27 protein-coding genes and 3 pseudogenes are annotated in these 24,743 nt (G+C 62.4%); 16 read left to right on the top strand and 14 right to left on the bottom strand.

Features of this window, described 5'->3' with window-relative positions; translation table 11 throughout:
- Positions 1-68 precede the first annotated feature (68 nt).
- On the bottom strand, positions 69-260 hold the full coding sequence (locus ACK2SD_RS08275) for a PLDc N-terminal domain-containing protein (RefSeq protein ID WP_039579165.1): 192 nt from the start codon (positions 258-260) through the stop codon (positions 69-71).
- A gap of 128 nt (positions 261-388) precedes the next feature.
- Here ACK2SD_RS08275 and ACK2SD_RS08270 point away from each other — a divergent pair, with 128 nt between their 5' ends.
- The gene (locus ACK2SD_RS08270) at positions 389-1,327 is read left to right on the top strand and encodes a ZIP family metal transporter (RefSeq protein ID WP_039579168.1); all 939 of its coding nucleotides are present in this window, start codon (positions 389-391) and stop codon (positions 1,325-1,327) included.
- A gap of 45 nt (positions 1,328-1,372) precedes the next feature.
- Here ACK2SD_RS08270 and ACK2SD_RS08265 read toward each other — a convergent pair whose 3' ends face one another.
- Both ACK2SD_RS08265 and ACK2SD_RS08260 read right to left on the bottom strand, forming a co-directional pair.
- On the bottom strand, positions 1,373-1,903 hold the full coding sequence (locus ACK2SD_RS08265; protein WP_412461861.1) for a hypothetical protein: 531 nt from the start codon (positions 1,901-1,903) through the stop codon (positions 1,373-1,375).
- A gap of 53 nt (positions 1,904-1,956) precedes the next feature.
- Positions 1,957-2,478, bottom strand: coding sequence for an ankyrin repeat domain-containing protein (locus ACK2SD_RS08260; protein WP_412461860.1), 522 nt, complete (start codon positions 2,476-2,478; stop codon positions 1,957-1,959).
- 272 nt (positions 2,479-2,750) lie between these two features.
- Here ACK2SD_RS08260 and ACK2SD_RS08255 point away from each other — a divergent pair, with 272 nt between their 5' ends.
- Positions 2,751-3,023 carry a DUF3509 domain-containing protein gene (locus ACK2SD_RS08255; RefSeq protein ID WP_029613749.1) on the top strand — a complete coding sequence of 91 codons (273 nt, stop codon included), beginning with the start codon at positions 2,751-2,753 and terminating at the stop codon, positions 3,021-3,023.
- Positions 3,024-3,110: 87 nt separating this feature from the next.
- Here ACK2SD_RS08255 and ACK2SD_RS08250 read toward each other — a convergent pair whose 3' ends face one another.
- The 3 genes from ACK2SD_RS08250 to aroC all read right to left on the bottom strand — a co-directional run bounded on the left by ACK2SD_RS08250 (position 3,111) and on the right by aroC (position 5,955).
- Positions 3,111-3,641 carry an oxidase gene (locus tag ACK2SD_RS08250; RefSeq protein ID WP_412461859.1) on the bottom strand — a complete coding sequence of 177 codons (531 nt, stop codon included), beginning with the start codon at positions 3,639-3,641 and terminating at the stop codon, positions 3,111-3,113.
- Complete coding sequence (locus ACK2SD_RS08245; protein WP_412461858.1) at positions 3,641-4,795, bottom strand: MFS transporter; 1,155 nt, start codon at positions 4,793-4,795, stop codon at positions 3,641-3,643. The genes ACK2SD_RS08250 and ACK2SD_RS08245 overlap by 1 nt, the downstream gene beginning before the upstream one ends.
- 68 nt (positions 4,796-4,863) lie before the next feature.
- Positions 4,864-5,955: a chorismate synthase gene (gene aroC, locus ACK2SD_RS08240; protein ID WP_029613746.1), complete on the bottom strand. Its 1,092-nt coding sequence runs from the start codon at positions 5,953-5,955 to the stop codon at positions 4,864-4,866.
- A 135-nt stretch (positions 5,956-6,090) separates the two neighbouring features.
- Here aroC and ACK2SD_RS08235 point away from each other — a divergent pair, with 135 nt between their 5' ends.
- Both ACK2SD_RS08235 and ACK2SD_RS08230 read left to right on the top strand, forming a co-directional pair.
- Entirely contained in the window at positions 6,091-7,047 is a 957-nt protein-coding gene (locus tag ACK2SD_RS08235; RefSeq protein WP_412461857.1) for an alpha/beta hydrolase, read from the top strand.
- 111 nt (positions 7,048-7,158) lie between these two features.
- Complete coding sequence (locus ACK2SD_RS08230) at positions 7,159-7,941, top strand: hypothetical protein (RefSeq protein WP_039579187.1); 783 nt, start codon at positions 7,159-7,161, stop codon at positions 7,939-7,941.
- Between the two features lie 37 nt (positions 7,942-7,978).
- Here the strand turns inward: ACK2SD_RS08230 and prmB are convergent, their stop codons facing one another.
- A complete protein-coding gene (gene prmB / locus ACK2SD_RS08225; RefSeq protein ID WP_317872280.1) occupies positions 7,979-8,887 on the bottom strand; it encodes a 50S ribosomal protein L3 N(5)-glutamine methyltransferase in 909 nt (302 codons plus the stop codon).
- Between the two features lie 177 nt (positions 8,888-9,064).
- Here prmB and ACK2SD_RS08220 point away from each other — a divergent pair, with 177 nt between their 5' ends.
- The 5 genes from ACK2SD_RS08220 to ACK2SD_RS08200 all read left to right on the top strand — a co-directional run bounded on the left by ACK2SD_RS08220 (position 9,065) and on the right by ACK2SD_RS08200 (position 11,768).
- Positions 9,065-9,655, top strand: coding sequence for a cysteine hydrolase family protein (locus ACK2SD_RS08220; RefSeq protein WP_295482611.1), 591 nt, complete (start codon positions 9,065-9,067; stop codon positions 9,653-9,655).
- A gap of 79 nt (positions 9,656-9,734) precedes the next feature.
- A complete protein-coding gene (locus ACK2SD_RS08215; protein WP_412461856.1) occupies positions 9,735-10,055 on the top strand; it encodes a hypothetical protein in 321 nt (106 codons plus the stop codon).
- Between the two features lie 88 nt (positions 10,056-10,143).
- Positions 10,144-10,704: a Smr/MutS family protein gene (locus tag ACK2SD_RS08210; protein ID WP_039579196.1), complete on the top strand. Its 561-nt coding sequence runs from the start codon at positions 10,144-10,146 to the stop codon at positions 10,702-10,704.
- Positions 10,705-10,771: 67 nt separating this feature from the next.
- Complete coding sequence (gene folE / locus ACK2SD_RS08205) at positions 10,772-11,317, top strand: GTP cyclohydrolase I FolE (RefSeq protein WP_039579200.1); 546 nt, start codon at positions 10,772-10,774, stop codon at positions 11,315-11,317.
- A gap of 79 nt (positions 11,318-11,396) precedes the next feature.
- Positions 11,397-11,768 carry a glutaredoxin family protein gene (locus tag ACK2SD_RS08200; RefSeq protein ID WP_039579203.1) on the top strand — a complete coding sequence of 124 codons (372 nt, stop codon included), beginning with the start codon at positions 11,397-11,399 and terminating at the stop codon, positions 11,766-11,768.
- A gap of 1 nt (position 11,769) precedes the next feature.
- Here the strand turns inward: ACK2SD_RS08200 and ACK2SD_RS08195 are convergent, their stop codons facing one another.
- Positions 11,770-12,372 (bottom strand): glutathione S-transferase family protein, encoded by a 603-nt coding sequence (locus ACK2SD_RS08195; protein WP_039579205.1) that lies wholly within the window; start codon positions 12,370-12,372, stop codon positions 11,770-11,772.
- A gap of 142 nt (positions 12,373-12,514) precedes the next feature.
- On the opposite strand from ACK2SD_RS08195, the gene ACK2SD_RS08190 reads away from it, so the two are divergent.
- The gene (locus tag ACK2SD_RS08190; RefSeq protein WP_412461855.1) at positions 12,515-13,708 is read left to right on the top strand and encodes a benzoate/H(+) symporter BenE family transporter; all 1,194 of its coding nucleotides are present in this window, start codon (positions 12,515-12,517) and stop codon (positions 13,706-13,708) included.
- 67 nt (positions 13,709-13,775) lie between these two features.
- Here the strand turns inward: ACK2SD_RS08190 and ACK2SD_RS08185 are convergent, their stop codons facing one another.
- The 3 genes and pseudogenes from ACK2SD_RS08185 to ACK2SD_RS08175 form a co-directional block, all read right to left on the bottom strand.
- Positions 13,776-14,483 (bottom strand): methyl-accepting chemotaxis protein, encoded by a 708-nt coding sequence (locus ACK2SD_RS08185; protein ID WP_412462287.1) that lies wholly within the window; start codon positions 14,481-14,483, stop codon positions 13,776-13,778.
- Between the two features lie 204 nt (positions 14,484-14,687).
- Positions 14,688-14,864 (bottom strand): annotated as a pseudogene (locus ACK2SD_RS08180) (HAMP domain-containing protein); the annotation flags it as partial.
- A 970-nt stretch (positions 14,865-15,834) separates the two neighbouring features.
- On the bottom strand, positions 15,835-17,232 hold the full coding sequence (locus ACK2SD_RS08175; protein ID WP_412461854.1) for a PLP-dependent aminotransferase family protein: 1,398 nt from the start codon (positions 17,230-17,232) through the stop codon (positions 15,835-15,837).
- Positions 17,233-17,379: 147 nt separating this feature from the next.
- On the opposite strand from ACK2SD_RS08175, the gene ACK2SD_RS08170 reads away from it, so the two are divergent.
- On the top strand, positions 17,380-18,516 hold the full coding sequence (locus tag ACK2SD_RS08170) for an MFS transporter (RefSeq protein ID WP_412461853.1): 1,137 nt from the start codon (positions 17,380-17,382) through the stop codon (positions 18,514-18,516).
- Here ACK2SD_RS08170 and ACK2SD_RS08165 read toward each other — a convergent pair.
- Positions 18,503-19,264, bottom strand: coding sequence for an SDR family oxidoreductase (locus tag ACK2SD_RS08165; protein ID WP_412461852.1), 762 nt, complete (start codon positions 19,262-19,264; stop codon positions 18,503-18,505). The two genes, ACK2SD_RS08170 and ACK2SD_RS08165, sit on opposite strands and share 14 nt — an antisense overlap.
- 229 nt (positions 19,265-19,493) lie before the next feature.
- Between ACK2SD_RS08165 and ACK2SD_RS08160 the strand changes: the two genes are divergently transcribed.
- On the top strand, positions 19,494-20,495 hold the full coding sequence (locus ACK2SD_RS08160; protein WP_412461851.1) for an NADP-dependent oxidoreductase: 1,002 nt from the start codon (positions 19,494-19,496) through the stop codon (positions 20,493-20,495).
- A 39-nt stretch (positions 20,496-20,534) separates the two neighbouring features.
- Here the strand turns inward: ACK2SD_RS08160 and pyrF are convergent, their stop codons facing one another.
- A complete protein-coding gene (gene pyrF, locus ACK2SD_RS08155; RefSeq protein ID WP_342650969.1) occupies positions 20,535-21,236 on the bottom strand; it encodes an orotidine-5'-phosphate decarboxylase in 702 nt (233 codons plus the stop codon).
- A 176-nt stretch (positions 21,237-21,412) separates the two neighbouring features.
- Here pyrF and ACK2SD_RS08150 point away from each other — a divergent pair, with 176 nt between their 5' ends.
- Positions 21,413-21,580: a DUF2897 family protein gene (locus ACK2SD_RS08150; protein WP_342650968.1), complete on the top strand. Its 168-nt coding sequence runs from the start codon at positions 21,413-21,415 to the stop codon at positions 21,578-21,580.
- Positions 21,581-21,634: 54 nt separating this feature from the next.
- Here ACK2SD_RS08150 and ACK2SD_RS08145 read toward each other — a convergent pair whose 3' ends face one another.
- Positions 21,635-21,955 (bottom strand): ComEA family DNA-binding protein, encoded by a 321-nt coding sequence (locus tag ACK2SD_RS08145; protein WP_412461850.1) that lies wholly within the window; start codon positions 21,953-21,955, stop codon positions 21,635-21,637.
- A gap of 254 nt (positions 21,956-22,209) precedes the next feature.
- Here ACK2SD_RS08145 and ACK2SD_RS08140 point away from each other — a divergent pair.
- The 3 genes and pseudogenes from ACK2SD_RS08140 to ACK2SD_RS08130 form a co-directional block, all read left to right on the top strand.
- A pseudogene (locus ACK2SD_RS08140) lies at positions 22,210-22,335 on the top strand (IS3 family transposase); the annotation flags it as partial.
- 263 nt (positions 22,336-22,598) lie between these two features.
- Positions 22,599-22,902, top strand: a pseudogene (locus ACK2SD_RS08135) (DDE-type integrase/transposase/recombinase); the annotation flags it as partial.
- 380 nt (positions 22,903-23,282) lie between these two features.
- Positions 23,283-24,596 (top strand): O-antigen ligase family protein, encoded by a 1,314-nt coding sequence (locus ACK2SD_RS08130; protein ID WP_412461849.1) that lies wholly within the window; start codon positions 23,283-23,285, stop codon positions 24,594-24,596.
- The last annotated feature ends 147 nt before the right edge of the window (positions 24,597-24,743 follow it).

Here is a 24,743-nt window from a genome sequence, read left to right as displayed (position 1 = left end):
ACGCATACAGTAAACGTGCGGCGCGGAGTTTGGTGAATCCCGTGTGAAAATTTTGTCACGACGAACGGTCACAGCCGCACGTTACCGCGCGGTCCGGCAATCGCCCAGATGATCAGTCCTAAGACCGGCAACAACACAATCAGCAGAATCCACAGGATCTTGATCCCGACCTCGCTCGAGCTTTTCAGCACGTTGACGATCGCCCAGATATCCAGGGCCAGAATGATGAGGCCAACGAGGCCATTGAAGGTTGAACCCATGTGGCAACTCCCAGTGTGACGTCGATAGGGCTGAGCATAGTCGGCTATTACCCCCATAGAAGGGAATCCTTGGCCCGCGCCACAGGTCACTGGATAGACTGCCGCCATTCATCGACGCAGAGGTCTGCATGCCCCCAGTTCACACCCACGGCTCCTCACCCTCCTCGTTTCTGGATGCCTGGCGCCAGCAGGCGCTGAACACGCCCTGGCTGAGCGCCGGCCTGGGGCTGAGCCTGTTGGCGATCATCCTGCTGCTGCTGGCCAGCCTGTGGAATGCGGTCAATGGCGATCACTCGCAGAACCTGCACCTGGCGGCGCTGGGCGGTCTATCGGGCTTTGCCGCGACGGCGCTGGGCGCGATCCTGGCCGTGGTGCTGCGCGACGTCAGCGCCCGCAGCCAGGACGTGATGCTGGGCTTTGCCGCCGGCATGATGCTCGCCGCCAGTTCGTTTTCCCTGATTCTGCCCGGGCTGGATGCTGCTCGGGCGATCACCGGCAACGGCCCGGCCGCTGCCGCTGTGGTGGTGCTAGGCATGGGCCTGGGGGTCCTGCTGATGCTCGGCCTGGACCGCTTTACCCCCCATGAGCACGAAAGCACTGGCCCTTGCGGCCCGGACGCCGAGCGGGTGAGCCGGGTATGGCTGTTCGTACTGGCGATCACGCTGCATAACTTGCCCGAAGGCATGGCCATCGGTGTGAGCTTCACCAATGGCGACATGAGCATCGGCTTGCCACTGACCAGCGCCATCGCCATTCAGGACATCCCGGAGGGTCTGGCGGTGGCCATGGCACTGCGCGCCACGGGGCTGTCGAATTTCAAGGCTGCGCTTGTGGCCATCGGCTCGGGACTCATGGAGCCGCTGGGCGCGGTGATTGGCCTGGGCATCTCCACCGGCTTTGCCCTCGCCTACCCCATCAGCATGGGCCTGGCGGCTGGCGCGATGATCTTCGTGGTGTCCCATGAAGTCATCCCCGAAACCCATCGCAACGGTCACCAGACCTCCGCAACCCTGGGTCTGATGGGCGGTTTCGCAGTGATGATGTTTCTCGACACGGCCCTGGGCTGACGCGTCGGCACGTCCTCTCACCCGCTCAAGGCACTGACTCGCGCCTCAGACGTGAACAGCGACCTTGAGCGCCTCCAGCGCTGGCTCCACCTTGATACCCAGTGCCTGACCCAACTCCAGCACCCGCGGCAGGTCATGTTGACCGACCATCACCATCTGCAATTCGTCATCGAGCAGGTGGCTGAAGTCGAGCAGCACATAGCCGCCCGCCTCCTTGTTCAGCGCACTCATCTGAACCTGAATGCGGTTGAGCGCTGTCAGCGGTTCGGTGCGCGCCAACTGCTTGGGCTTGAGGGTCAATGGCACGCTCTTGTCGAAGGAATCACTGATGGCCTGAAACAGCCCTTGGTAGGTATCGGCTTGAAACACTACGGTATCCGGGAGACTGCCGAGCACCACCCATTCGCCGAGCGGGATCGGGAAGCTGTCGTCGTAATTGATGTCGGGATTGGCTGCAAGAAAAGCCGCCGGATCGGCGTAGGCCTGGGCGGCTTCGTCAGCGATGCGCTCGATGTCAGCCTCCGGGATGCAGCCGGCGCCGATGAGGCTGATGAATTCGAGCAACTGGGTTTTCATGGAGGGCCTGCTTGGCGAAGGGCAAAAAGGCGCCAAGGATACCCGCCGCGCCCTCAGCCGACCAGGGCCTGGAGCCGAGCGGCAGCGTCGCTGGCGCCCATGGTTTGCGCGGCCACCAAGGCCGTGGCGCCCCGCGCGTCCCGATGAGCCGGATCGGCACCCTGGGCGAGCAGGTAGTCGAGAATCTCGCTGCGGTTGAACATGGCCGCTAGCATCAGCGCGGTGCGGCCATCCTGGGCGGCGGCATCGACTGGCACGCCATGCTCGACCAACAGGCGAATCATCGGCAGGTCGCCTTTGAAGGCCGCCCCGGCGATAGGCAACTGACCATTGTCATTGGCGATCAGGGGATCTGCACCATGGTTCAACAGCACCTGCACCGTGGCGTGGTGGCCGTGATAGCTGGCCAGCATCAGCAAGGTGTCACCCTTGTGGTTGCGCAAGTTGGCAGGCAATCCACCTTCGAGCAGCCGCTCGATCATCACCGCATCGCCCTGACGGGCGCGCTCGAATACCTCTGCAGCGAACGCAGCGGTTTCATCTTCAGTCATGGTGACGGGCTGTGAATCGGACATCTGCAACCTCCTGGCAAAAAATGATGGCCTGATTCTGCTTCAGGCCTCAGGCGCAGGACAAAGGTTCAGATTCTATCGACGTCAAAGACAGCGGCTATGACCTTGCAAAATGCACTGTGCAAATTGCACGACCATGCACAATGCATGGAAGGCTTTATGCAAATCATTAATAAGTCATTGATTTTAAAGGAAAATAACAAAGTCCGAATCCTGGCACGGTGACTGCAATCATTACTCCACGATTGCCAACGCTTACACATCAGGAGTTGCTAATGGACCTTATCCAGGAAAAATTCGTCTCGGTCTTTTCCGCTTACCAGGTCGACACCAAGTCTCGCCCGGACGGTGGCATCCTGCTGACGCTGCGCGCTGCTGACGGTACCGTGACCCGCCGCGTGCTCTCCTACGCACAACTGCACAGCGCCGAGCAACTGTCCTGGGCCATCAGCGCCATCCGCCGCGATCTGGCCGAGCAGGCAAGCGAATTGCCCGTCATTTCCATGCTGCAAAGCCAACAGCGCTTCGCCCTGCCAACCTACCGTTGAGCGTGGCCACCGGGTTCGCGAGGCACTCCTGCTCCCACGAAGGGACTGCGCTGGAGCAGGAGTACCCCGCGATCGTTGCGTGGAGCGTTAGAGCTCAGCCATCCCAGGAAGTTCGCGGCACAAGTCATCCCCTGTGAATTTCGCGGGCTGACCGTTCCCGGTGAGGCGCAGCGCCAGGCAGAACGGCCTGTCACCCAGGTTGATCCAGCGCCGTATTTCGGCTGGCACGTGCAGAATATCGCCCCTCTCGCACACTACTGCGAACACCTGATCGCCTACCCGCAGGCTGACCTGAGCACGCCCCGCCATCACGGCAAACACCTCAAGCGCGTTGTGAACGTGCTCCTCGCACCAGCCGCCAGCGTCAGGCAATTCTTCCTCACAATCGAGCAACGTCCATGATGTGGCGCCATGCTCAGCCATTAGCCCATCGATCCACTCACCCGCCTCGTCGCGAACCTGTTGCTGGGCATTACCTGGCCGGATAGACCACGGAAGACTCTGGTGGGCGAACCGCACGCCATGTTCGGCCAACGTTGCAACGATGTCGTCGTGGTGGGTCAGCACCTTGTACGGCAGCTGTGGGCTGCTGCACTGGAAAACGCTGAGAATGCTCATCAGGGGGTGCTCCTGCTCGGTGGACAATGGCGGGCAATGATAACGGCTGCGGCCAGCGCCGCGAGGCTGGCCATACCAAAGGTGAATGACGGGCCCAGGCCGCTCCAGGCATAACCGGAGAACAGTGCACCCAACGCGCCGCCGGTTCCGGAAAGCGCAGCGTACAACGCCTGCCCTTGCCCCTGTTGCCGCGCCCCGAAGCTGGACTGGACGAAGGCGATGGCCGCGGCATGAAAGCAACCAAAGGTCGCCGCGTGCAGCAATTGCGCGAAAATCAGCACGGCCGGCACTTCGGCCAGGCTGCCCAATAGCAGCCAGCGCAGTGTGGCAAGCAGGAAGCTCACCAGCAGCACAGCGCGTATGCTCGAGCGCGCGAACACCCGGCTCATCAACAGGAACATCAGCACCTCGGCCACCACCCCCAGCGCCCACAGCAGGCCGATGGCGCCACGGCTGTAGCCCAAGTGCTCCAGATGCAGGGTGAGGAACGTGTAGTAAGGCCCATGACTGAATTGCATCAGTGCCACGCACCCATAGAACGCCAACACGCCCGGAGCCCGCAGTTGCGCCAGAAAGCCTTCGCCAGCAGGTCTCACTGCATGCTCCGCCGGCTGCGCATTGGGAACCCAAAGGCTGGCGACGAGGATGCCGGCCATGATGCCCACCACCGCCAGCGGATAGATATCCAGGCTCAACCACTCGAACAATCGTCCCAGGCCCACGACAGCGAGAATGAAGCCGATCGAACCCCACAGCCTGACCTGGCTGTAGCGCGAGGTCTGGCCATGCAGGTGAGCCAGGGTGATCACCTCGAACTGCGGCAACACGGCATGCCAGAAAAACGCATGCAAGGCCATGACCAGCGCCAGCCAGGCGTAGCTCTTGGCGAAGAAGATCAGCGAAAACGCACCCAGCGTGCACAGTGCGCCCAGGCGCACGATCAACAGCCGGCGACCGCTGCGATCACCCAGCCACCCCCATAAGTTCGGGGCCACGCAGCGCATGAGCATGGGAATGGCCACCAGCTCGCCGATGCGTGCCGGAGCAAACCCCAGATGATCGAAGTACAGGGCCAGGAACGGTGCAGTGGCGCCCAACAGGGCGAAGTAGCTGAGGTAAAAGCTGGACAGGCGCCAGTAGGGGATGGAAGACATGGGTGGACCAGGGAATAACCTGCTCCGACTCCGTCACACCGGGGTGCGACAGAGCCGCAGCAGGTGGATCAGCGCAGACCGAGTACCGGCGTGGTCACCTTCACATCGGCGTTCTGCGCGCGGTGGCGCAGCAGGTGATCCATCAAGGCGATCGCCATCATGGCCTCGGCGATGGGCGTGGCCCGAATGCCCACGCAGGGATCATGACGGCCCTTGGTCACCACCTCCACCGCATTGCCATCGACATCGATGGAGCGTCCGGGAATGGTGATGCTGGAGGTCGGCTTGAGCGCAAGATGGGCCACGATCGGCTGACCCGAAGAAATGCCGCCAAGAATGCCGCCCGCGTTGTTGCTGAGGAAGCCCTCGGGCGTCATCTCGTCGCGGTGCTCGCTGCCCCGCTGGGCAATGCTGGCGAAACCGGCGCCGATCTCGACGCCTTTCACCGCATTGATGCTCATCAGGGCGTGGGCCAACTCGGCATCCAGACGGTCGAATATCGGCTCGCCAAGGCCAGGCATCACCCCTTCGGCGACCACGGTGATCTTGGCACCGACCGAGTCCTGGTCGCGGCGCAACTGGTCCATGTAGGCCTCCAGTTCCGGCACCTTGTCCGGGTCCGGGCAAAAGAACGCGTTCTGCTCGACACTGTCCCAGGTCTTGAACGGAATCGCGATCGGACCCAACTGGCTCATGTAGCCGCGCACGCGAATACCCTGGGTCGCCAGGAATTTCTTGGCGATGGCACCGGCCGCCACGCGCATGGCGGTTTCGCGCGCCGAGCTGCGGCCACCACCGCGGTAGTCGCGCTCACCGTACTTGTGGTGATAGGTGTAGTCGGCGTGGGCCGGGCGGAACAGATCCTTGATCGCCGAGTAGTCCTTGGATTTCTGATCAGTATTGCGGATCAGCAGACCAATCGAGCAACCGGTGGTGCGCCCCTCGAATACCCCGGAAAGAATCTCGACTTCGTCGGCCTCCTGACGCTGGGTGGTGTGGCGGCTGGTGCCGGGCTTGCGCCGATCCAGGTCACGTTGCAGGTCGGCCAGGGTGATGTCCAGACCGGGCGGGCAGCCGTCGACGATGGCGACCAGCGCGGGACCATGGCTTTCGCCTGCGGTGGTGACGGTGAACAGCTTGCCGTAGGTATTGCCGGACATGGACGCTCCGCGAAATCAGCCTGAACTTGAGAAGGTCGCCAGTATACGGAAAGCCGCGCCCCTGCGACAAAAAACCCGAGAACCTTCGCTTGGCCCCCCGGTCAAAACGAGCATCTCCCCACGCAGTATTCGCCGATGCGCTTCGTCGCCCTGTTCCTGCTGTTCTGCACCGGCCTGGCCCAGGCCAGCCCCGCCACCGTCATCAAACGCCCCATCGACCTGGACACCGGCACTGGCGTGCTGCATGGCAGCCTGCTGCTGCCCCAGCAAGACACGCCCGTGCCGGTGGCCTTGATCATTTCCGGATCCGGTCCCACCGACCGCGACGGCAACAACCCCGCCTCGGGACGCATCGACAACCTCAAGCGCTTGGCGCAACTGCTCGCCAGCCAAGGCATCGCCAGCGTGCGCTACGACAAGCGCGGCGTCGCGACCAGCCGCCCTGCCGCGCCGGACGAGCGCGATCTGAGCGTGGAGGGCTATGTCGCCGACGTGGTGGCCTGGGCACATCTGCTGCAGTCCGACCCGCGCTTCGGGCCGCTCATTCTGATTGGCCACAGCGAAGGCGCGCTGATCGCCAGCCTCGCCGCGCCACAAGCCGATGCCCGCGCCGTGATCACCCTGGCCGGCAGCGGACGCCCCATCGCCGACGTGTTGCGCGAGCAACTCGCCCAGCGCCTGTCACCGGCGCAGCTGGCCCGCGGCAATCGCCTGCTCGATCGCCTGCAGGCCGGGCAGACCAGCCTGGACGTGCCGGCGCCTTTGCGCGAAGTGTTCCGCCCGACGGTGCAACCCTACTTGATCTCGTTGTTCCGCCAGGATCCCGCCCAAGCGTTCGCTCAGTTGCAGGTGCCGGCGCTGATCGTGCAGGGGCGTAACGACGTGCAGGTCGAGGTCGAAGACGCCGAACGCCTCAAGGCGGCGAAACCCGATGCGCAACTGGTATTGATCGACGGCATGAACCACATGCTGCGCATCAGTCCCAAGGCCATGAGCGCGCAGCGCGACAGCTACAGCAACCCTGACCTGCCCCTGGCCCGCGAGCTGGGCGAACGCATCGTCGCGTTCATCAAGCAATTGCAGTCGGCCTGATCGACACCCTCCTCAGGTCTTGCCCCGCCCTGCCGATAACGCAGGGCAACAGGCGGTGAAACCGGGCCAGGCGCTTGGCTGTCACCGACCCACGCAATCGAGGATGGCCTGATGACCGATACTCCCGCCACCGAGGCGACCGAACAACAACCGCCCGAAAGCCCCCCGCTGCCCTGGGCGGACCTGACCGCCGAGCACTTCCAGTTGCTGCGCCTGGCGCCGCTGCCCACCGACCGCAGCACCGGCGCGCGACCGCTGCGCTTCGTCCAACTGGGCTATGCCGAACGGCATGACAAGGCCAACAGCCTGTTGCGCCTGGAAATTCTTCTGCCCGCACAGAAGGTGCGCAAGGAACAGAATCGACTGGATGTGCGCGTCGACCATGAGCAGCACCTGGTGCGCATCGGCGATCCGGCCGGCCTGCAACTCGAGCCGCTCAATCGTGGTCTGGGCCGGTACTTGCTGACCCAGGCCGTGCAGTGGCTGCAACGCAAGTGGTCGCACTATCGCGTCGAAGGCATGGCGTTGCCGAACAAAGATGCCCTCAACGAGGACACCCGCTTGCGTCGCGACCATGTGTTGCGCAGCGTTGGCATCGAGGTGGAATACGCCGATGGCCAGACGCTCAAGGCGCGTACCGTGGAAACGTCCGTGGGCCAGCTCAAGGGCGGCTGGAGCAACGACAAGCTGCAGCGCGTCGACATGCTCGAGGCTGCAACCTTGCTGCAGCAGGCCGATCAGAAACTGCATGAGAAAGACGTGCAACTGCGCGAACGTGACGAGCGTGTGGCCAAGTATCGCCGCGAGGACAGCGGGCTGCGCTTCACCATTACCTGCCTGGTGGCCTTTGCAGTCTTTCAGGCAGGCCTGCTGATCTGGATCGCCACACGCTGAATGTGCCTGGCGGGCCACACGCCCGCCAGGCCTGGTCCTAGACCCGCGAGACGAACAGTTCCTGATGGTTGCGGCACTGCTGCGCCGTGAGCATGAACACGCCATGGCCACCACGCTCGAAGTCCAGCCAGGTGAAATCCACTTCCGGGTACAGGGTTTCGACATGCACCTGGCTGTTGCCCACTTCGACGATCAGCAAGCCCTTTTCCGTCAGGTGATCGGCCGCCTCGGCGAGCATGCGCCGTACCAGGTCCAGCCCATCGTTGCCGCACGCCAGGCCCAACTCCGGTTCGTGCTGGTATTCGGCGGGCATGTCGGCGAAATCCTCGGCATCCACATACGGCGGATTGGACAGGATCAGGTCGAAGCGCTGCCCCGGCAGGCCGGCGAAGCCATCGCCCTGTACCGTGAAGACACGCTGCTCCAGGCCATGACGCTCGATGTTACGGTTGGCCACTTCCAGGGCGTCGAACGACAGGTCGGCCAGTACCACCTCGGCGTCCTGGAAGACGTCAGCCGCGACGATGCCGATGCAGCCGGACCCCGTGCACAGGTCGAGAATGCGCGCCGGCTCACTGGCCAGCCAGGGCTCGAAGCGCTTCTCGATCAGTTCGCCAATCGGTGAGCGCGGCACCAGTACGCGTTCGTCGACGATGAACGACATGCCGCAGAACCAGGCTTCGCCCAGCAGGTAAGCGGTGGGCACACGTTCTTCGATGCGGCGCTTGAGCAGGTGCTGCAGACGCACGCGCTCGTCATCTTCCAACTGGCAGTCCAGGTAGCTGTCAGCCATCTGCCAGGGCAGATGCACGGCCCCCAGCACCAGCAGGCGGGCCTCGTCCCAGGCGTTGTCGGCACCATGGCCGAAGAACAGCTCATGCTCATGGAAACGGCTGACAGCCCAGCGAATATGGTCGCGCAGGGTGCGCAGGCGGGAAGTGATCACAAAGTACTCCTTTTCAGACTGTGCAAAAGTCTACCAGTCCACTGGCTGAAATGTTCCATCGCCCGCCGCTCAGGTAGCCACAGGCCAGTAACGGCGCCGTCTGCGTTGTCAACCATTCACATTGGCGCCTGGGCAAGTGACAATAGCGCGATGTAAGCCCTTCCCGAGGAGCCCTCGATGTCCGTTCCAACCACGATGTTCCGCCTCACCGGTCGCGACTACCCGCCGGCCCGGTTGAGCCAAGCCAGCCTGATCGTCATCGACGCGCAGAAGGAGTACCTCAGCGGTCCGCTGGCACTCTCGGGCATGGACGAGGCCGTGGCGAACATTGCCCGGTTGCTCGACGCGGCCCGCAAGGCCGGTCGCCCGATCATTCATGTCCGCCACCTCGGTACGGTGGGCGGACGCTTCGACCCACAGGGCCCTGCCGGGGAGTTCATCCCGGGCCTGGAGCCACAGGGTGACGAAGTGGTCATCGAAAAGCGCATGCCCAATGCCTTCAAGAACACCAGCCTGCACGAAACCTTGCAGCGGCTCGGCCACCTGGACCTGATCGTCTGCGGCTTCATGAGCCACTCCAGCGTCAGCACCACCGTGCGCCGCGCCAAGGACTACGGCTACCGCTGCACGCTGGTCGAGGACGCCTCCGCCACCCGCGACCTGGCGTTCAAGGACACGGTCATCCCGGCCGCGCAGATTCACCGCAGCGAGATGGCGGTCATGGCCGACAACTTCGCCTGCGTAGCGCCCACCGACAGCCTGATCTGATCGCCCCAGCGCCCGGCCGCCGGGCGGAACCGCACGGGTCGGCGCAGGTCGAATTCCGATACCGAGAGAGGAATACGGAATGAAGCTCAAAGGCAGTTTCGATGCCAAACGCCTGCGCCCACACCCAGCGGGCAACTGGGGCGTGCGCCTGGCGGCTGCACTGTCGGCGCTGCTGGCCACAGTGGGCATTCTTCTGGCCATGGCGGGCATTGCGGGCCTGCTGGGCAACTACGAAGCCCTGGCCGAGTTGAACGCCAATCACAGCCTGGCGGCGATTCTCGTCGCGCTCGGCCTGCTGCTGCTCTACCTGGGCGTGCGCTTCTGGCGCCTGAGCCGCATTCGCCTGCGCCGCAGTCGCGACCTCAACCTGTCGCCGCACCTGATGAAGAAACACGACTGAAGTCCCCACACGCCGAGGCGTGCGCTGGCGCGTCTGCTGACGACCCAGCGCCGATCGCGTAGACTACGCCGCCCACGTGGAGGCTCCCATGCAAGACGACGACTTTTCCCTCTTCCGCAGCGAAGTGCGCGGCGTCAAGCCCATCGCTCATGACCGTGCCGAAGTGGGCAAGCCCAAGGCTGACCGCACGCAATTGGCCGGCCTGCGTCAGGCCGCCAGCGTGCGCACCGGCCAAGCGCTGGTGGTCGACGGTCTGTCGGACCAGTTCGTCATCGACGTGGGTGCTGAAGACGAGCTCATGTGGCGCCGTGACGGCGTTCAGGAAAGCCAGATCCGCAAGCTCAAGCTTGGCCAGATCGCCTTCGAAGGCAGCCTCGACCTGCATGGCATGACCGTCGAGCGCGCCCGCGAGACGCTGTGGGCCTTCATCGCCGAAGCCACCCGCCTGGAAGTACGCTGTGTGCGGGTCACCCACGGCAAGGCGGCCCGCCTGGATGGCAAGCGGCCGATGATCAAGAGCCACGTCAACACCTGGTTGCGCCAGCACCCGCAGGTGCTTGGATTCGCGTCGTGCCAGGCCCGCCATGGTGGCACGGGTGCGCTCTACGTGATGCTCAAGCGGACCATGCTCGAAGGCCGCGACGAGTAATCGCGCTTGCAGCGCCGCGTGCGCCGCCGTACCCTTCGTTTTTGCGTTTTTTCCCACAGGTAGATCCATGTCCCTGGAACAGAACTACACCGAGATCCTCAGCCAGATTGGCGAGGACGTCTCCCGCGAGGGCCTGCTCGACACGCCCAAGCGGGCCGCGAAGGCCATGAAGTACCTTTGCCGCGGTTATGAGCAAACCTTGGAAGAAGTCACCAACGGCGCGTTGTTCACTTCCGACAACAGCGAAATGGTGCTGGTCCGCGATATCGAGCTGTATTCGATGTGCGAGCACCACATGCTGCCGTTCATCGGCAAGGCCCACGTGGCCTATCTGCCCAAGGGCAAGGTGCTGGGACTGTCCAAGGTGGCACGGATCGTCGACATGTACGCACGTCGCCTGCAGATCCAGGAGAACCTCAGCCGTCAGATCGCCGAGGCCATCTCGCAGGTCACTGGCGCAGCCGGTGTGGCCGTGGTCATCGAGGCCAAGCACATGTGCATGATGATGCGCGGTGTGGAAAAGCAGAACTCCAGCATGATCACCTCGGTGATGCTTGGCGAATTCCGTGCCAATGCCGCTACTCGCAGTGAGTTCCTCAGCCTGATCAAGTGATCGGCGTCGCCCTGCAGCCGGCCCCTCGGGGTCGGCTTTTTATTTGGCCTTCGTGCCCCCCCAAGCTCAGGAGTAGCCCATGATCGTCAAAGCCCTGCGGGTCGGCCTCGGCCAGCTCATCGTGTTCGGCGACTGGATCAGCCGCCCGGCCAAGCGCAAGCGTGACGCTGCCGCCCAGGCCCAGGTCGAGCAGCAGGCCAAAGGGCTGGCGCTGTACCAGTTCCATGCCTGCCCGTTCTGCGTCAAGACCCGCCGCGCCCTGCACCGGCTCAACGTGCCGGTGGCACTGCGCGATGCGAAGAACGACCCGCAGCACCGTCAAGCACTGCAAGACGGCGGCGGGCGGGTGAAAGTGCCGTGCCTGCGTATCGAGGAAGACGGCAAGACCACCTGGATGTACGAGTCCAACGACATCATCGCCTACTTGGACAAGCGCTTCGGCTCGATCTGAGTCAGCCCACCATCGGCACGTGCCGGGGATGACTGGCGACCCGCTCCAGCCAGGCGCGCACGGCGGGATACTCGGCCAGATCGAAGCCACCCTGGTGGGCCACATGGGTATAGGCATAGAGCGCGACATCGGCGATCGAGTACTGCTCGCCCACCAGGTACGGCGTCATGTGCAACTGCCGTTCCATGACCCTCAGGGCCTTGTAGCCGCCCTTGTGCAGCTTGCGGTATTCCTCCAGGCGCTCCTGCGGCAGCCCCAGGTAGAACTGGATGAAGCGCGCTACCGCGATGTAGGGCTCATGGCTGTACTGCTCGAAAAACTGCCATTGCAGCACCTGGGTACGCAAACGCGGCTCGGTGGGCAGAAACTCGCTGCCATCGGCGAGAAAATTGAGAATGGCGTTGGATTCCCACAGGCAGGTACCGTCTTCGAGCTCCAGCACGGGAACCTTGCCGTTGGGATTGCGCGCGAGAAATTCCGGTGTTTCGGTTTCGCCCTTGAGGATGTCCACCGGGTGCCACTCACACGGCCGTCCCAGCAGACTGAGCATCAACTTGACCTTGTAGCAGTTGCCTGACTGATAGTCCCCATACACCTTGTACATCGCCCCTCCCCTCCTGCGCAGCTGCAAGTCAGCGCTCCATAGTTGAGGACTGTACGGCTAAATGCAATGGTCGCTGTATGGCGCGCGGCAGGTCGCTGCGCGTTAGTCTGCGCGAAATGCCCCATTGCACAAGGAATGCACCGTGACCGACGCCACTTCCACGCCCCTGCGTCCACTGGCCGACAGCTCGCCGTCGGCCGTGGTGGCCGGCTTCATCGCCATGCTCACCGGCTACACCAGTTCGCTGGTGCTGATGTTCCAGGCCGGCCAGGCCGCCGGCCTGAGCAATGCGCAGATCTCCTCCTGGATCTGGGCGCTGTCGATCGGCATGGCGGTGTGCAGCATCGGCCTGTCGCTGCGCTATCGCACGCCGATCACCGTGGCCTGGTCGACACCGGGCGCGGCGCTGCTGATCACCAGCCTGGGTGGGGTCAATTACGCCGAGGCCATCGGTGCCTACGTCACCTGCGCCGCGCTGGTGGTGATCTGCGGAATGACCGGCAGCTTCGAGCGCCTGGTTCGCCGCATTCCCGCGTCGCTGGCCTCGGCCCTGCTGGCCGGCATCCTGTTCAAGATCGGCAGCGAAATCTTCGTCGCTGCGCAACATCGCACCCTGCTGGTGCTGGGCATGTTCTTCAGCTACCTGTTGGTCAAGCGCCTGTCACCGCGCTACTGCGTGCTCGCCGCCCTGCTGGTCGGCAGCGCATTGTCCGGCGCCTTGGGCTTGCTGGACTTCAGCCACTTCGACTTGCAAGTGGCACGGCCGGTGTGGACCACACCGAGTTTCTCGCTGGCGGCGACCATCAGCATCGCCATCCCGCTGTTCGTGGTGGCGATGACTTCGCAAAACATGCCCGGCGTCGCCGTGCTGCGCGCCGACGGCTACCAGGTGCCCGCCTCGCCGCTGATCTCGGCCACCGGCCTGGCCTCGCTGGTGCTGGCCCCCTTCGGCGCCCACGGCGTCAACCTGGCAGCGATCAGCGCCGCAATGTGCACCGGCCCACACGCCCACGAGGATCCGGCCAAGCGCTACACCGCTGCCGTCTGGTGCGGGATTTTCTACGGTATCGCCGGAGTCTTCGGCGCCACACTGGCGGCATTGTTCGCCGCGCTGCCCAAGGAATTGGTGCTGTCGATCGCGGCCCTGGCGCTGTTCGGATCGATCATGAACGGCCTGAGCGTGGCCATGAGCGAGGCCCGCGAGCGCGAAGCGGCACTGATCACCTTCATGGTGACGGCCTCGGGGCTGACGCTGTTTTCCATCGGGTCGGCGTTCTGGGGCATCGTGGCGGGAGTGATCACCTTGATGATTCTGAGTCCGCGCAAGGCCGGATGAACGTCACGGCGGCGATGAACCCTCCCTGGGATCGTGGGGCGGGACACGAACAGACCACTACAGTCTTTCAATGCAGCCTGAAGTGCCCCACCATCCCCTTGAGTTCATCGCCCAATTGCGCCAACTCGACGCTCGAACGCGCCGTGTCCTGCATGGCCAGCGCCGCCTGATCGGCGCTGCCACGAATCTGCGTGACGCTGCGGCTGATCTCTTCGGCCACTGAGCTCTGTTGCTCGGCCGCTGCGGCGATCTGCTGGTTCATTTGCTGAATCAATGACACGGCAGCCGCGATGCTGCCCAGGGCACTTTCGGTGTGCAGCGCATCGGCCACCGCCAGACGCACCAACTCGGTACTGCCACGGATCTGCGTCACCGACTGCTGCGCGTTGCCGCGCAGGCTCGCCACCAAACGCTCGATTTCCTCGGTCGATTGACGGGTGCGGCGCGCCAACGCGCGCACTTCGTCGGCGACCACCGCGAAACCGCGACCCTGCTCACCAGCACGCGCTGCTTCGATAGCCGCATTGAGCGCCAGCAGGTTGGTCTGCTCGGCCACGCTCTTGATCACTTCCAGCACATCGCCAATGGTGTGAATCTCGGCACTCAGGCTGTCGATGCCGGCACTGGCGGTTTCCGCCGCCTGCGCCAGTTGCTCGATACGCTGCATGCTCTGGCGCACCACCTGCTGACCGGACTCGACCTTGTCGTCGGCCTGCTGGGCCGCCTGGGCCGCTTCCTCGGCGTTGCGCGCCACATCGTGCACCGTAGCCGTCATCTGCTGCATGGCGGTGGCGACCTGCTCGGTTTCCTCTTTCTGACTGCCGACCTCGCGATTGGTCTGCTCGGTCACCGCCGACAATGCCTGAGCATTACCAGCCAATTGTTCGATGCCCTGCTGCAAACCACTGACGATGCCCGACAGCCCAGCGGCCATCTGCTGCATGGCCAGGGTCAACTGGCCCACCTCGTCGCGCCCGGCAACCTGCGCATCGACCAACAGATCCCCTGCGGCAATGCGCTGCGCACTGGCGATCACACGTTTGAGCGGCGCCACCACGGCGCGGGTGATCAGCCAGGCAGCGACAATCCCGACCAGCAAGGCCAACGCCGTGGCCAGCGCGATGGCCAGCGTGTTGTGGGTGAGTTCCTGGCGCATCGCCGCCTGCTGCGCATCGTAAGCCTGGTCGATGCGTGCCGTGACCTGTGCGGCGCTGGCCTGCAACTGCGCCTTGATGTCCTGCTCCTTGCCCAGTTCGGCCGTGTACTCATCGAGCTTTTCGGAGAACGAGGCGATATGGCCGGCCACCTCACCGAGCAGGCTCTGGTAACTGGTGTCGGCAACCGATGTCTTGAGTTCATCGACCAGATTCGCGGCCTCGACGGTCTGCGCGATGCGCCCTTGGTCAATCGACTCATCGCCTTTGCGTGCCTGCTCCAGGCGCACCCGCGCAGCATCCATGGCCTGCAGCATCAAGCGCGAGACCTGTGCCACTTGGGTGGATTGTTCAAGCATCGCGCTGCCCTGCTGGCCTTGGGATTGCTTGAGGGCATCGGCGCCATCGTCGGCCAAGCCCGACTGCAGCACATCGAGGTTACCGGCCACACTGGAGACCGACCACGCAGCGGTGTCCAGCGCCAGCTCCTTGCCCTGCACCGCCTCGACAAAGGCATCGAACGCCTGGCCGTAGGCATGCAGGTCGGCTTCGCCCGCCGCCAATACGGGAATACCCCGGACGCGCTCGATCAACGCCTGTAAGCCGGCGCGCAGCGCCTCGGCTTGCTTGATGTCCGAGCGTAAGGCGAAGGCCTGTTCGTGCTCGCGCAGGCTGAGCAGATCGGCCTTGACCTCGCCCATCTGGTGCAACGCGTCGAAACGCTGGCCGACCTTGCTCAAGGCCTGGATGCCGATGGCCGCCACGGCCAACGTCAGCAGCAGTACCAGAGCAAAGCCCAGGCCGAGTTTGCGGGCCATGCCCAGGTTGGCCAGACTACCGCGCTTGGTCGACGTCATCGCCACTCCCCCTCGCCCTTAGGTGTTGCCGAAGGCACAAGAGTGACAACCGCATGGCTCGGGTCACAAGGCCCTGCGGTCAGAATGGTGTCAAATAGCTATGAACCTGTCGTTTTCAGCTAACTGTAAGTCGTCCAGCAGCGGCGAGAAACGCCTGGGCGCGTCTGTTCTGTGCATAGGCGACGTTGATGCGCAGCCACTCGCTTTGCCCGCCCACGGGGTCGAAGGCGCTGCCGGGCGTGAGCAGTACCGAATGCTCCAGGGCCAGGCGGTCGAGCCAGGCGAAATCCCGACCCGGCATGCGCGCCCAGACGAACAGGCCGCCGTAGGGTTCGCAGAGTACCTCCCAGCCATGGGTTTCCAGTTGTCCCAACGCCTTCGCCATGTGCTCGGCCAGACGCCCGCGCACCCGCTGCACATGCTTGCGATAGCTGCCATTGCCGAGCAGGTGTCCGACCACCTGCTCGACGAACCTGGAAGTGCCAATGCCGGTCACCATCTTCAATTGCGCCAGGCGCGCAATGAGTTCGGGATCTGCACTGATAAAGCCCACGCGCAGCGCACTGCTCAATGTCTTGGAGAAGCTGGACAAGTAGATCACCTGCCGCTCGCTGTCCAGCGTCGCCAGGCGAGTGGCGGGGCCATCCTGGAAGTCGGCGTAGATATCGTCCTCGATGATCCGCAGATGATGCTCGCGTGCCAGTTCCAGCACGCGATAGGCCGTCTTGGGGCTGAGGCTGGTACCCGTGGGATTCTGGTACAGGCTGTTGATGAACAGGCAGCGCGGCCGGTGCTCAGCCAGAAGCTGCTCGAGCGCCTGCAGATCGGGCCCGGTCGCGGTGCGGGGCAAGGGCAGCATGCGCACCTGGTGCTGGCGCAACAGGCTGAACAAGTTGTAGTAGCCGGGACTTTCGACGATCACAGCATCTCCTGGTACGAGCAGCGTGCGCACCAGCAGGTCCAGCCCGTGGCTGGCGCCCTGTGTGGTGAGCACGCCCTCCGGCTCGCTGGGAATCTGCAACTGCGCCAGACGCTTGAGCAACTGCTGCCGCAGCCCGGCCATTCCCAATGGCGGGCAGTAGCGGAGCAAGTCTTGCGGGTCGCCGCGACTCACCTGACGTATCGCCTGGGCCAGCGCCTCCTGCGCCTGCCAGGCGTCGGGCAACCAGCCGCAACCGAGCTTGAGCAGTGCTGGATGGGCGTCACTGAACTGCCGCCAACTGCCATCGATGGCATCGCCCCAGGCCAGCGCATCGTCTCGAGCGTAGGTAGACATCCGCTCGGCGACGAAAAACCCGGCCCCATGGCGCGCTTCGAGCCAACCGCTGGCGACCAGTCGATCATAGGCATCGATCACACAGCCATGGCTGATCGCCAGGGTGCGGGCCAGGCTGCGAATGGAGGGTAGGCGCGTGCCAGGACGCAGGCGCTGCTGCTCGATCCAGGCTTGCAGCTGTTCAGTGAGTTGCTGGGCCAAGGGTGTGGCGGCGAGACGATCCAGAGTCAGGTGCATGGCAAAGTGTTCGATGATTTTTAGCGAACAGTTAATCACAAATCCCCGTGAGGTGTGCCTTGCCTGTGCAAGGCCATGAACCGAAGCTGATTGCACGGGGCTCCCCCGTGTTTACCACCTGATCCACCACTTCCAGACGGACCTCCCATGCCCGCACGCCTGGCTTTTGCCCTTTGCCTGATCACCCTGGCGGTGAACCTGCAAGCCCCGCTCTACACCACCTACGCCACCCTCTCGGGATACGGTGCCGCCGCCACCGCCCTGGCCTTCTCCAGCTACGTGCTGGGGGTGCTGCCCGTACTCCTGGCGTTTGGCGGGCTGGCCGACCGGGTGGGCCGCCGACTGCTGATCAGGGTCGCACTGATCTTGTCGATGATCGCCACCACGCTCGTCATGTTCGCGCCTGGACTACAGACGCTGGCCCTGGCGCGGCTGCTGATGGGCGTGGGCACCGCGCTTTCGACCACCCTCGCCACGGCCTACATGGGCGAACTGCAAGGCGATGGCGACACCACACGGGCGGCGAATTGGGTCACTGCCAGCACGTCGCTGGGCTTCGGCCTGGGGGCGGCTTTGACCAGCCTGTTCCTACTGTGTGGTCCAAGCCTGACTCCACTCAGTTTCCCTCTACACCTGGCGCTGGCAGCCACTGCGTTGTTCCTGGTCTGGCGCCTGCCCGACCAGCGCAATGCACATCGCACGCCGATGCTGCGCCTGCCCTGCTATCCAGCCGGCAGCTTGCCCTATGGGCTGGCCATTCTGCTGGCCTGGGCCTGCACCGGGCTGGTGATCGCGCTGGTGCCGGGCGTGCTGCGACAACACGGCCTGGATCAATGGTCAGGGTTCTCTACCTTCTGCGTGATCAGTTGCGGCGTGCTGTTCCAGCCGCTGGCCCGACGCCTGAACAGCAGGCTGGCGACTCTGCTGGGGCTGGTCATTCTGCCGCCCAGCTTCCTGTTGTTGGCCTGGGGGGCCGATAGCGGCAGACTGATGGCCGTGTTGATCGGGGCAGTGGCCGCCAGCAGCGCCTGCTACGGCTTCATCTACCTGGGCGGTCTGGCGGCGGTCAATGCCCTGGGTGCCACGGAGAAGCCGCGCGCCAGCGCCGGGTTCTTTCTTCTCGCCTATCTGGGATTCAGCCTGCCAGTCGTCTTCACCGGGTTGCTCAGCGATCGACTGGGTGCCCACATCGCTCTGCAGTTGTTCGGTGCCGCCCTGTTGCTGGGATGCGCGCTGGTGGCCCTTGCACTGATCGGCGCCGGGCCAAGGCTCAGATGGCGGTAGCGCCGCCATCCACGGTCAGGCTATGGCCAGTGGTGAACTTCGCGCCATCACTGCACAGGTACAGCACCGCGCTGGCGATCTCTTCGACCTTGCCGATGCGCCCGACCGGATGCATCGCTGCGGCGAACTCTGCCTTGCGCGGGTCGGCCTCGTAAGCACGGCGGAACATATCGGTATCGATCACCGCCGGACACACCGCATTGACCCGAATACCCTTTTTCGCGTATTCGATGGCCGCCGACTTGGTCAGGCCGATCACGGCATGCTTTGACGCTGCATAAATGCTCATCTTGGGCGCCGCGCAAAGGCCTGCGACCGACGCGGTATTGACGATAGCGCCGCCGCCTTGGGCCATCATTAGCGGCAACTGGTACTTCATGCACAGCCACACGCCCTTGACGTTGACCGCCATGATCGCGTCGAACTCGGCTTCGCTGCCTTCGGCGAGGCGGCCCTTCTCGATCTCGATTCCGGCATTGTTGTAGGCGTAGTCCAGTCGACCGTACGCCGCGACGATGCGCTCGTGGAGCTGGCGCACATCGCTGTCATGGGTAACATCGCAGGCGACGAACAGACCATCGCCGCCGCTTTCACGGATCAACCCCAGCGTCGCTTCGCCACCGACCGCATCCACGTCGGCCACCACCACCTTCAGCCCCTGTGCAGCGAACGCCAGTGCCGTCGCCCGCCCTATGCCCGCCGCACCACCGGTAACCAAAGCGACTTGGCCAGAAAATGTCATGCTCATCGCACACTCCGTTTTTCATGAAGGCTCATGGCGGGTGAGTCTACCCAGCACAACCGGACACAGGGCAGCATCATCAGAGCTACCGTTGCAGTAACATCGTCGGTGGTGATTTTATGCATGGCACTCAATCACTCTGCTGGATCGACGAGCATTCGCCATTCAGGTCAGGCTTGAACAGTAAGACTCGACGGTTTATCAACAGACTTTGCCATCTACCCGGAGACGTTCCATGACCCAGACCAACCGCCGCTTCTTGCTGGCCAAGCGACCGACCGGCGCCGTCCGGCGGGAAGACTTCGACTATCAACAGGTTCCGGCGAGCGAACCGGCGGACGGCCAGATCCAGGTGCGCAACCTCTACCTTTCGCTGGACCCGGCCATGCGCGGCTGGATGAACGAAGGCAAATCCTATATTCCGCCGGTCGGGCTGGGCGACGTGATGCGTGCTTTGGGTGTAGGTGAGGTCGTCGCGTCCAACCATCCGGACTACAAGCCTGGTGACCATGTCAGCGGTGCGCTTGGCATACAGGACTATTTCACTGGCACCCCGCAGGGCATGCACAAGATCGACCCGAACCTGGCCCCCCTGCCCCGCTATCTGTCTGCGCTGGGGATGACCGGCATGACCGCCTACTTCGCCCTGCTCGAAGTAGGACAACCCAAGGCCGGCGATACCGTGGTCATTTCCGGTGCGGCAGGCGCTGTGGGCAGCATCGCCGGACAGATCGCCAAGATCAAAGGTTGTCACGTGGTGGGTATCGCCGGTGGTGCCCAGAAGTGCCAGTACCTCAAGGACGAACTGGGCTTCGACGGCGTCATCGACTACAAGGCCGAGGACGTGCTGGCGGGCCTCAAGCGCGAGTGCCCCAAGGGCGTTGATGTGTACTTCGACAACGTCGGCGGCGATATCCTCGACGCGGTACTCAGCCGTCTTAATTTCAAGGCGCGCGTGGTCATCTGCGGGGCCATCAGTCAGTACAACAACAAGGAAGCGGTAAAAGGACCGGCCAATTACCTGTCGCTGCTGGTCAATCGTGCACGCATGGAAGGCTTCGTGGTGATGGACCACGTCAAGGAGTACGGCAAGGCTGCGCAGGAAATAGCTGGCTGGTTGGCCAGTGGCGAGGTCAAGAGCAAGGAGGATGTGGTCGAAGGCCTGGAGACCTTCCCGGAAACGCTGCTCAAGCTGTTCAGCGGGGAAAACTTCGGCAAGCTGGTGTTGAAGGTTTGACCGTGCTGGGGGCCGCAATGCGGCCCCCACTGGCCTCAATCAGGCACGAATCTCGGCCACCACGGCAGCCAGCGCCTGCGCCGGATCCGCGGCCTGGCTGATCGGGCGACCGATAACCAGGTAGTCGGAGCCCGCTTCAAGTGCCTGGCGCGGCGTGAGAATGCGACGCTGATCGTCCTGTGCACTGCCTGCCGGGCGAATGCCCGGAGTCACCAGTTGCAGCGACGGATGGGCTGCCTTGAGCGCCGGAGCTTCCAAGGCCGAGCACACCAAGCCGTCCATTCCAGCCTTTTGCGCCAGCGCAGCGAGGCGCAGCACCTGCTCCTGTGGAACGACATCCAGGCCGATACCGGCCAGGTCCTCGCGCTCCATGCTGGTCAGCACGGTCACCCCGATCAACAGTGGCTGCGGACCGCTGCGCTTGGCCAATTCTTCACGGCATGCAGACATCATGCGCAGGCCGCCAGAGCAGTGCACGTTGACCATCCATACACCCATCTCGGCAGCCGCTTTGACCGCCATGGCCGTGGTGTTGGGGATGTCATGGAATTTCAGGTCGAGGAACACCTCGAAGCCCTTGGCACAAAGGGTCTCGACGATACCGGATGCGCTACTGGTGAACAGCTCCTTACCCACCTTGACCCGGCACAGTGCAGGATCGAGCTGGTCAGCCAGCTTCAAGGCGGCCTCACGGGTCGGGAAATCGAGGGCGACGATCAGGGGCGTCTGGCAGGCGGACATGGTCGGATCTCTGTGGCAAGTCGTGAACGGCGCGCATTGTAAACGAAGTGGCGAGTCGATTGGGGATACGCAATGATACTGTTCACACGTGCCTGAGCGTATGTCGGGGAACGTACGACTGGCGCTGTCGGTCGAATGTCATGACACGCAGTATTTTGAAGATCAGGAGAACGACGATGCCCTGGTACGCCTGGCTGATACTCGTCGTAGCCATCGGCTCCATCGTGGGTGGGCTGATGATGCTGCGCGATACCGCGAAGAAATTGCCGCTGACGGACGAGCAGTTGAGGAAAGTGCATGAACGCAATGCCGAGGCGGACGCCAAGGATGCGCGCGATCGATAAGAGTTTCAGAGCGGGGCCAAGGCACTTACTGCGGCCTTGGCCTTCCAACTGGAGTTATGGAGCTGTCAGTCTATTTTTATTGCGCTCTACCAGTGCGCTCCCCACCCCCTTGACCTCCAGCAACTCGTCCACCGTCTGAAAACCTCCGTTGGCATCGCGGTACGCGATAATAGCCTCAGCTTTCGCTTTTCCTATCCCGCTCAACTCTCTTTGCAGAATTTCTGCGCTAGCGGTATTCAAATTTATAGTCTGCTCATGGCTTGGGCTACTGAATGAGGGCGGAGTCGTCGCTTTGCTGGGTGGGATCGCATGGACAGTGAACGCCACTCCTGTGAACAGCGGCAGAAGCAAAGCATTGAGTAGTGTCTTACGCATGAAAATATCACTCCTGTGAATGGTTTCCGTGATGCAGCCATTTCCTGAGCTGCTTTTCTAAGCTACCCGCCTTAATTCAGTCCCGCCATAGCGTCGTGGCGAAAAATGTTTACTGGATCAGACGTAACTTAGCGTTGCGAGATCCTGCGCACGACCGAGCCGAGTCATGGCCGCTAATAACGCCATCTCGCAGACGTCATCGGCGGGTTGTCAGAAATTTTGTGTTCGGATATGACGTGAGCAAGAGGTGCATGGCCCGGCGGCGTCATGTCAATGTCCGCCAAGTGAACTTACGCAGCGGTGTTAACGAGCTGTACAGCCAAAGCCGTGGCTCAGCGGGTAGCCGCAGTCTGGTTGCCATGCTCCGGGACGAAGGCGTTAGGCTCTGTCTGAAAGACTTGATACTCGGTGATGCTGCGTTGAAAACCGCCTGGAGCGCCCGCGCGGTCGGAATGCTCATTTACAACCCGTAAAGTTGAGCGCGACTCCGACCGTTCCTCGGCAGTTTTCGCCTTGCCTAACCTTCTTCTCAAGCTTTTCAAATAGAGCCTAGCTTCGGACTTTTCACAGCCAGAAGATTGATGAAGGAACAAAGAGTGATCAGCAAACAGCCCGGTGCTCATGCGTATAAGAAGACTACGGTCGATGGAGCTATCTGGCTGTGGTCTTGAAGTTGAACGGCCGCACAGTGGTGGTTGGGCGATGTCCGCCAGGCCTGATGCCGAGCTGGTAGTCAAGGCGCTCGACGGGCTTACGAGATGCGTGGCAGACCACAAGCAGTGCTGTTTCATAGCGACCAGGGCAGCCATTATGCCAGCCGTAATATCCGCCAGCGGCTCTGGTGCTATCGGATGGCCCAGAGCATGAGCCGAAGGGGGAAATTAAATTGTCACGACTATTCGCCCATGGAGCGGTTGTTTCGTAGCCTGAATACGGAGTGGATGCCGACTCAGTGACTATTTACCAAATCAGACGTAAGTACCTTTTACACAGCACCCACTCTGAATCGCCTTGCAGGCGTAGTACAGGGCCCGGCCAGGCAGGAGCAGTTCGATGACGAGTTGGTGAAGCCTCCCTGACCGCGCGCCGGAGCTGCGGTCTACGGGGAGCGATCTGGCGGTGCCCTTTGCGAATGACGGCGCTCAGAAACAGTTGAGCATCGGGGTGTCACGCCGAGTTAAATTACACACCACGGAGGCCTAAGCGCTTGTTCATGCCGGTCGAAATCAGCAACAATGTCGGGTCGACCTGATGGCCTACGTCGAATACTGCCGCGTACCTGCGCCCCGTCTGATCGAAGAACGCACGACTCAAGGAATGCCGTTTGATGACCTCGCTGATTGCCGCCCTCCTCCTATGCATTCCATTACGCATCTTCGTGCCCAGCCTGGGTGTGGAAATCGCGCCTGCGGACATTCTGTGCTTACTCGCCGTTCCTTACTTGATCTTCTTTGCAAAGTATATAAATACTTGGCTCCTCAGTTGTATCCTCCTGTCGATCCTATCACTCCTGGTGATTCAGACGGTCTATCAACCAGGCAACTTGGATCGGGCACTTTTTTCAATCGCATTTTTCTTCAAGCCCTACCTCGTCTTCATGCTGGGCAGACAACAGGGCCTGACGAGCTTCAAGCCTGAGAAACTGAACGCACTGCTAATCGTACTGCTGACATTCACCGCCTGTGTGGCGACACTGGATGCCTTCATATTCAAAGGTACAATCGCCACCTTTGAAGAGTTCGAGCGGGTTCCTGGAGAGTTTATATACGGTGGCGTGTTCGCCCCAACGTTCCTTGGCCTGAAATTCCATGGCAGCAATGGCATCAACGGAATCGCCGTATTCTTTGCGTTTTCATTCATGGTGTTGCTGGCACTGGGCATCGTCCTCAAGCCGCCGAAAAAGCTGGTGATCGTTGCGGGTATCGGTATGCTCTGCTGCGTTATTCTGGTACTCGGTAGCGGCTCTCGGCAGGCCGTCTTCGGGATGCTGCTGAGCTTCCTCTGCTATTTAACTGCAGGCAAAATGACGGTCAATCGCATTGTCTGGCTGTGGCTTGCGATACTGTTTGGCGCGGTCGGCTCGACCGTCATTCTCGTGAACTTCTCTGACTACTTCATCGAACTCACTGCCAAGTCGGCCATCATGCTCGACAATATCACAAGTGGTAACTGGGACGGCGTGTCATCTGGCCGCCTGGGACTCTACTTCATCCTGTTCGATGACTTGATGGACAGCCCTATCTTCGGCACAGGTTTCAGTGGTTATGGTCTGTTTGATTCTCACATGGACTACTTCACTCATGATGTAAGTACCTCGGGCTATACCCCCCACAATCAGTACCTGGGCGCTCTCTGGAAGATGGGCATACTACCAGGCATCTTCTATCTGGCGTTTCTCTGGAGCATCACCTACCCCCATCTCAGGGCGCCGCAAGTCACGCCCATGCAACGTCGCATGTACATCGCGATGGCGTCGATGATCATTCCATTCTTCACGGTATTCAATGTCTTTCAGGACGGCCTGTCATCACCGTCGACAGGGCCGTTCATGCTGTATCTGCTGGGTTACTACAGTGTCTGGATCGATCAGGTACGCGCTACGCCCCGATCAGAGACAGTCTCGGTGGGAGAGAATCACTGACGCTGATGAGTCTCGCCTGCCAAGAATAGTGTTGCTGACCCGTACTTACGCACTGGGCCGAGGCTGAGGCTTAGTAGCCTAAGTACTTGAAGAAATGGTCCGGTGAGACTGCTGAGTGAACCGCTTGGGGTACCAGCCCGAACTAGA

Source organism: Pseudomonas sp. SC11, from assembly GCF_047039205.1.
Taxonomy (GTDB): domain Bacteria; phylum Pseudomonadota; class Gammaproteobacteria; order Pseudomonadales; family Pseudomonadaceae; genus Aquipseudomonas; species Aquipseudomonas boreofloridensis.
This window is presented reverse-complemented; position numbering and strand designations above follow the sequence as displayed.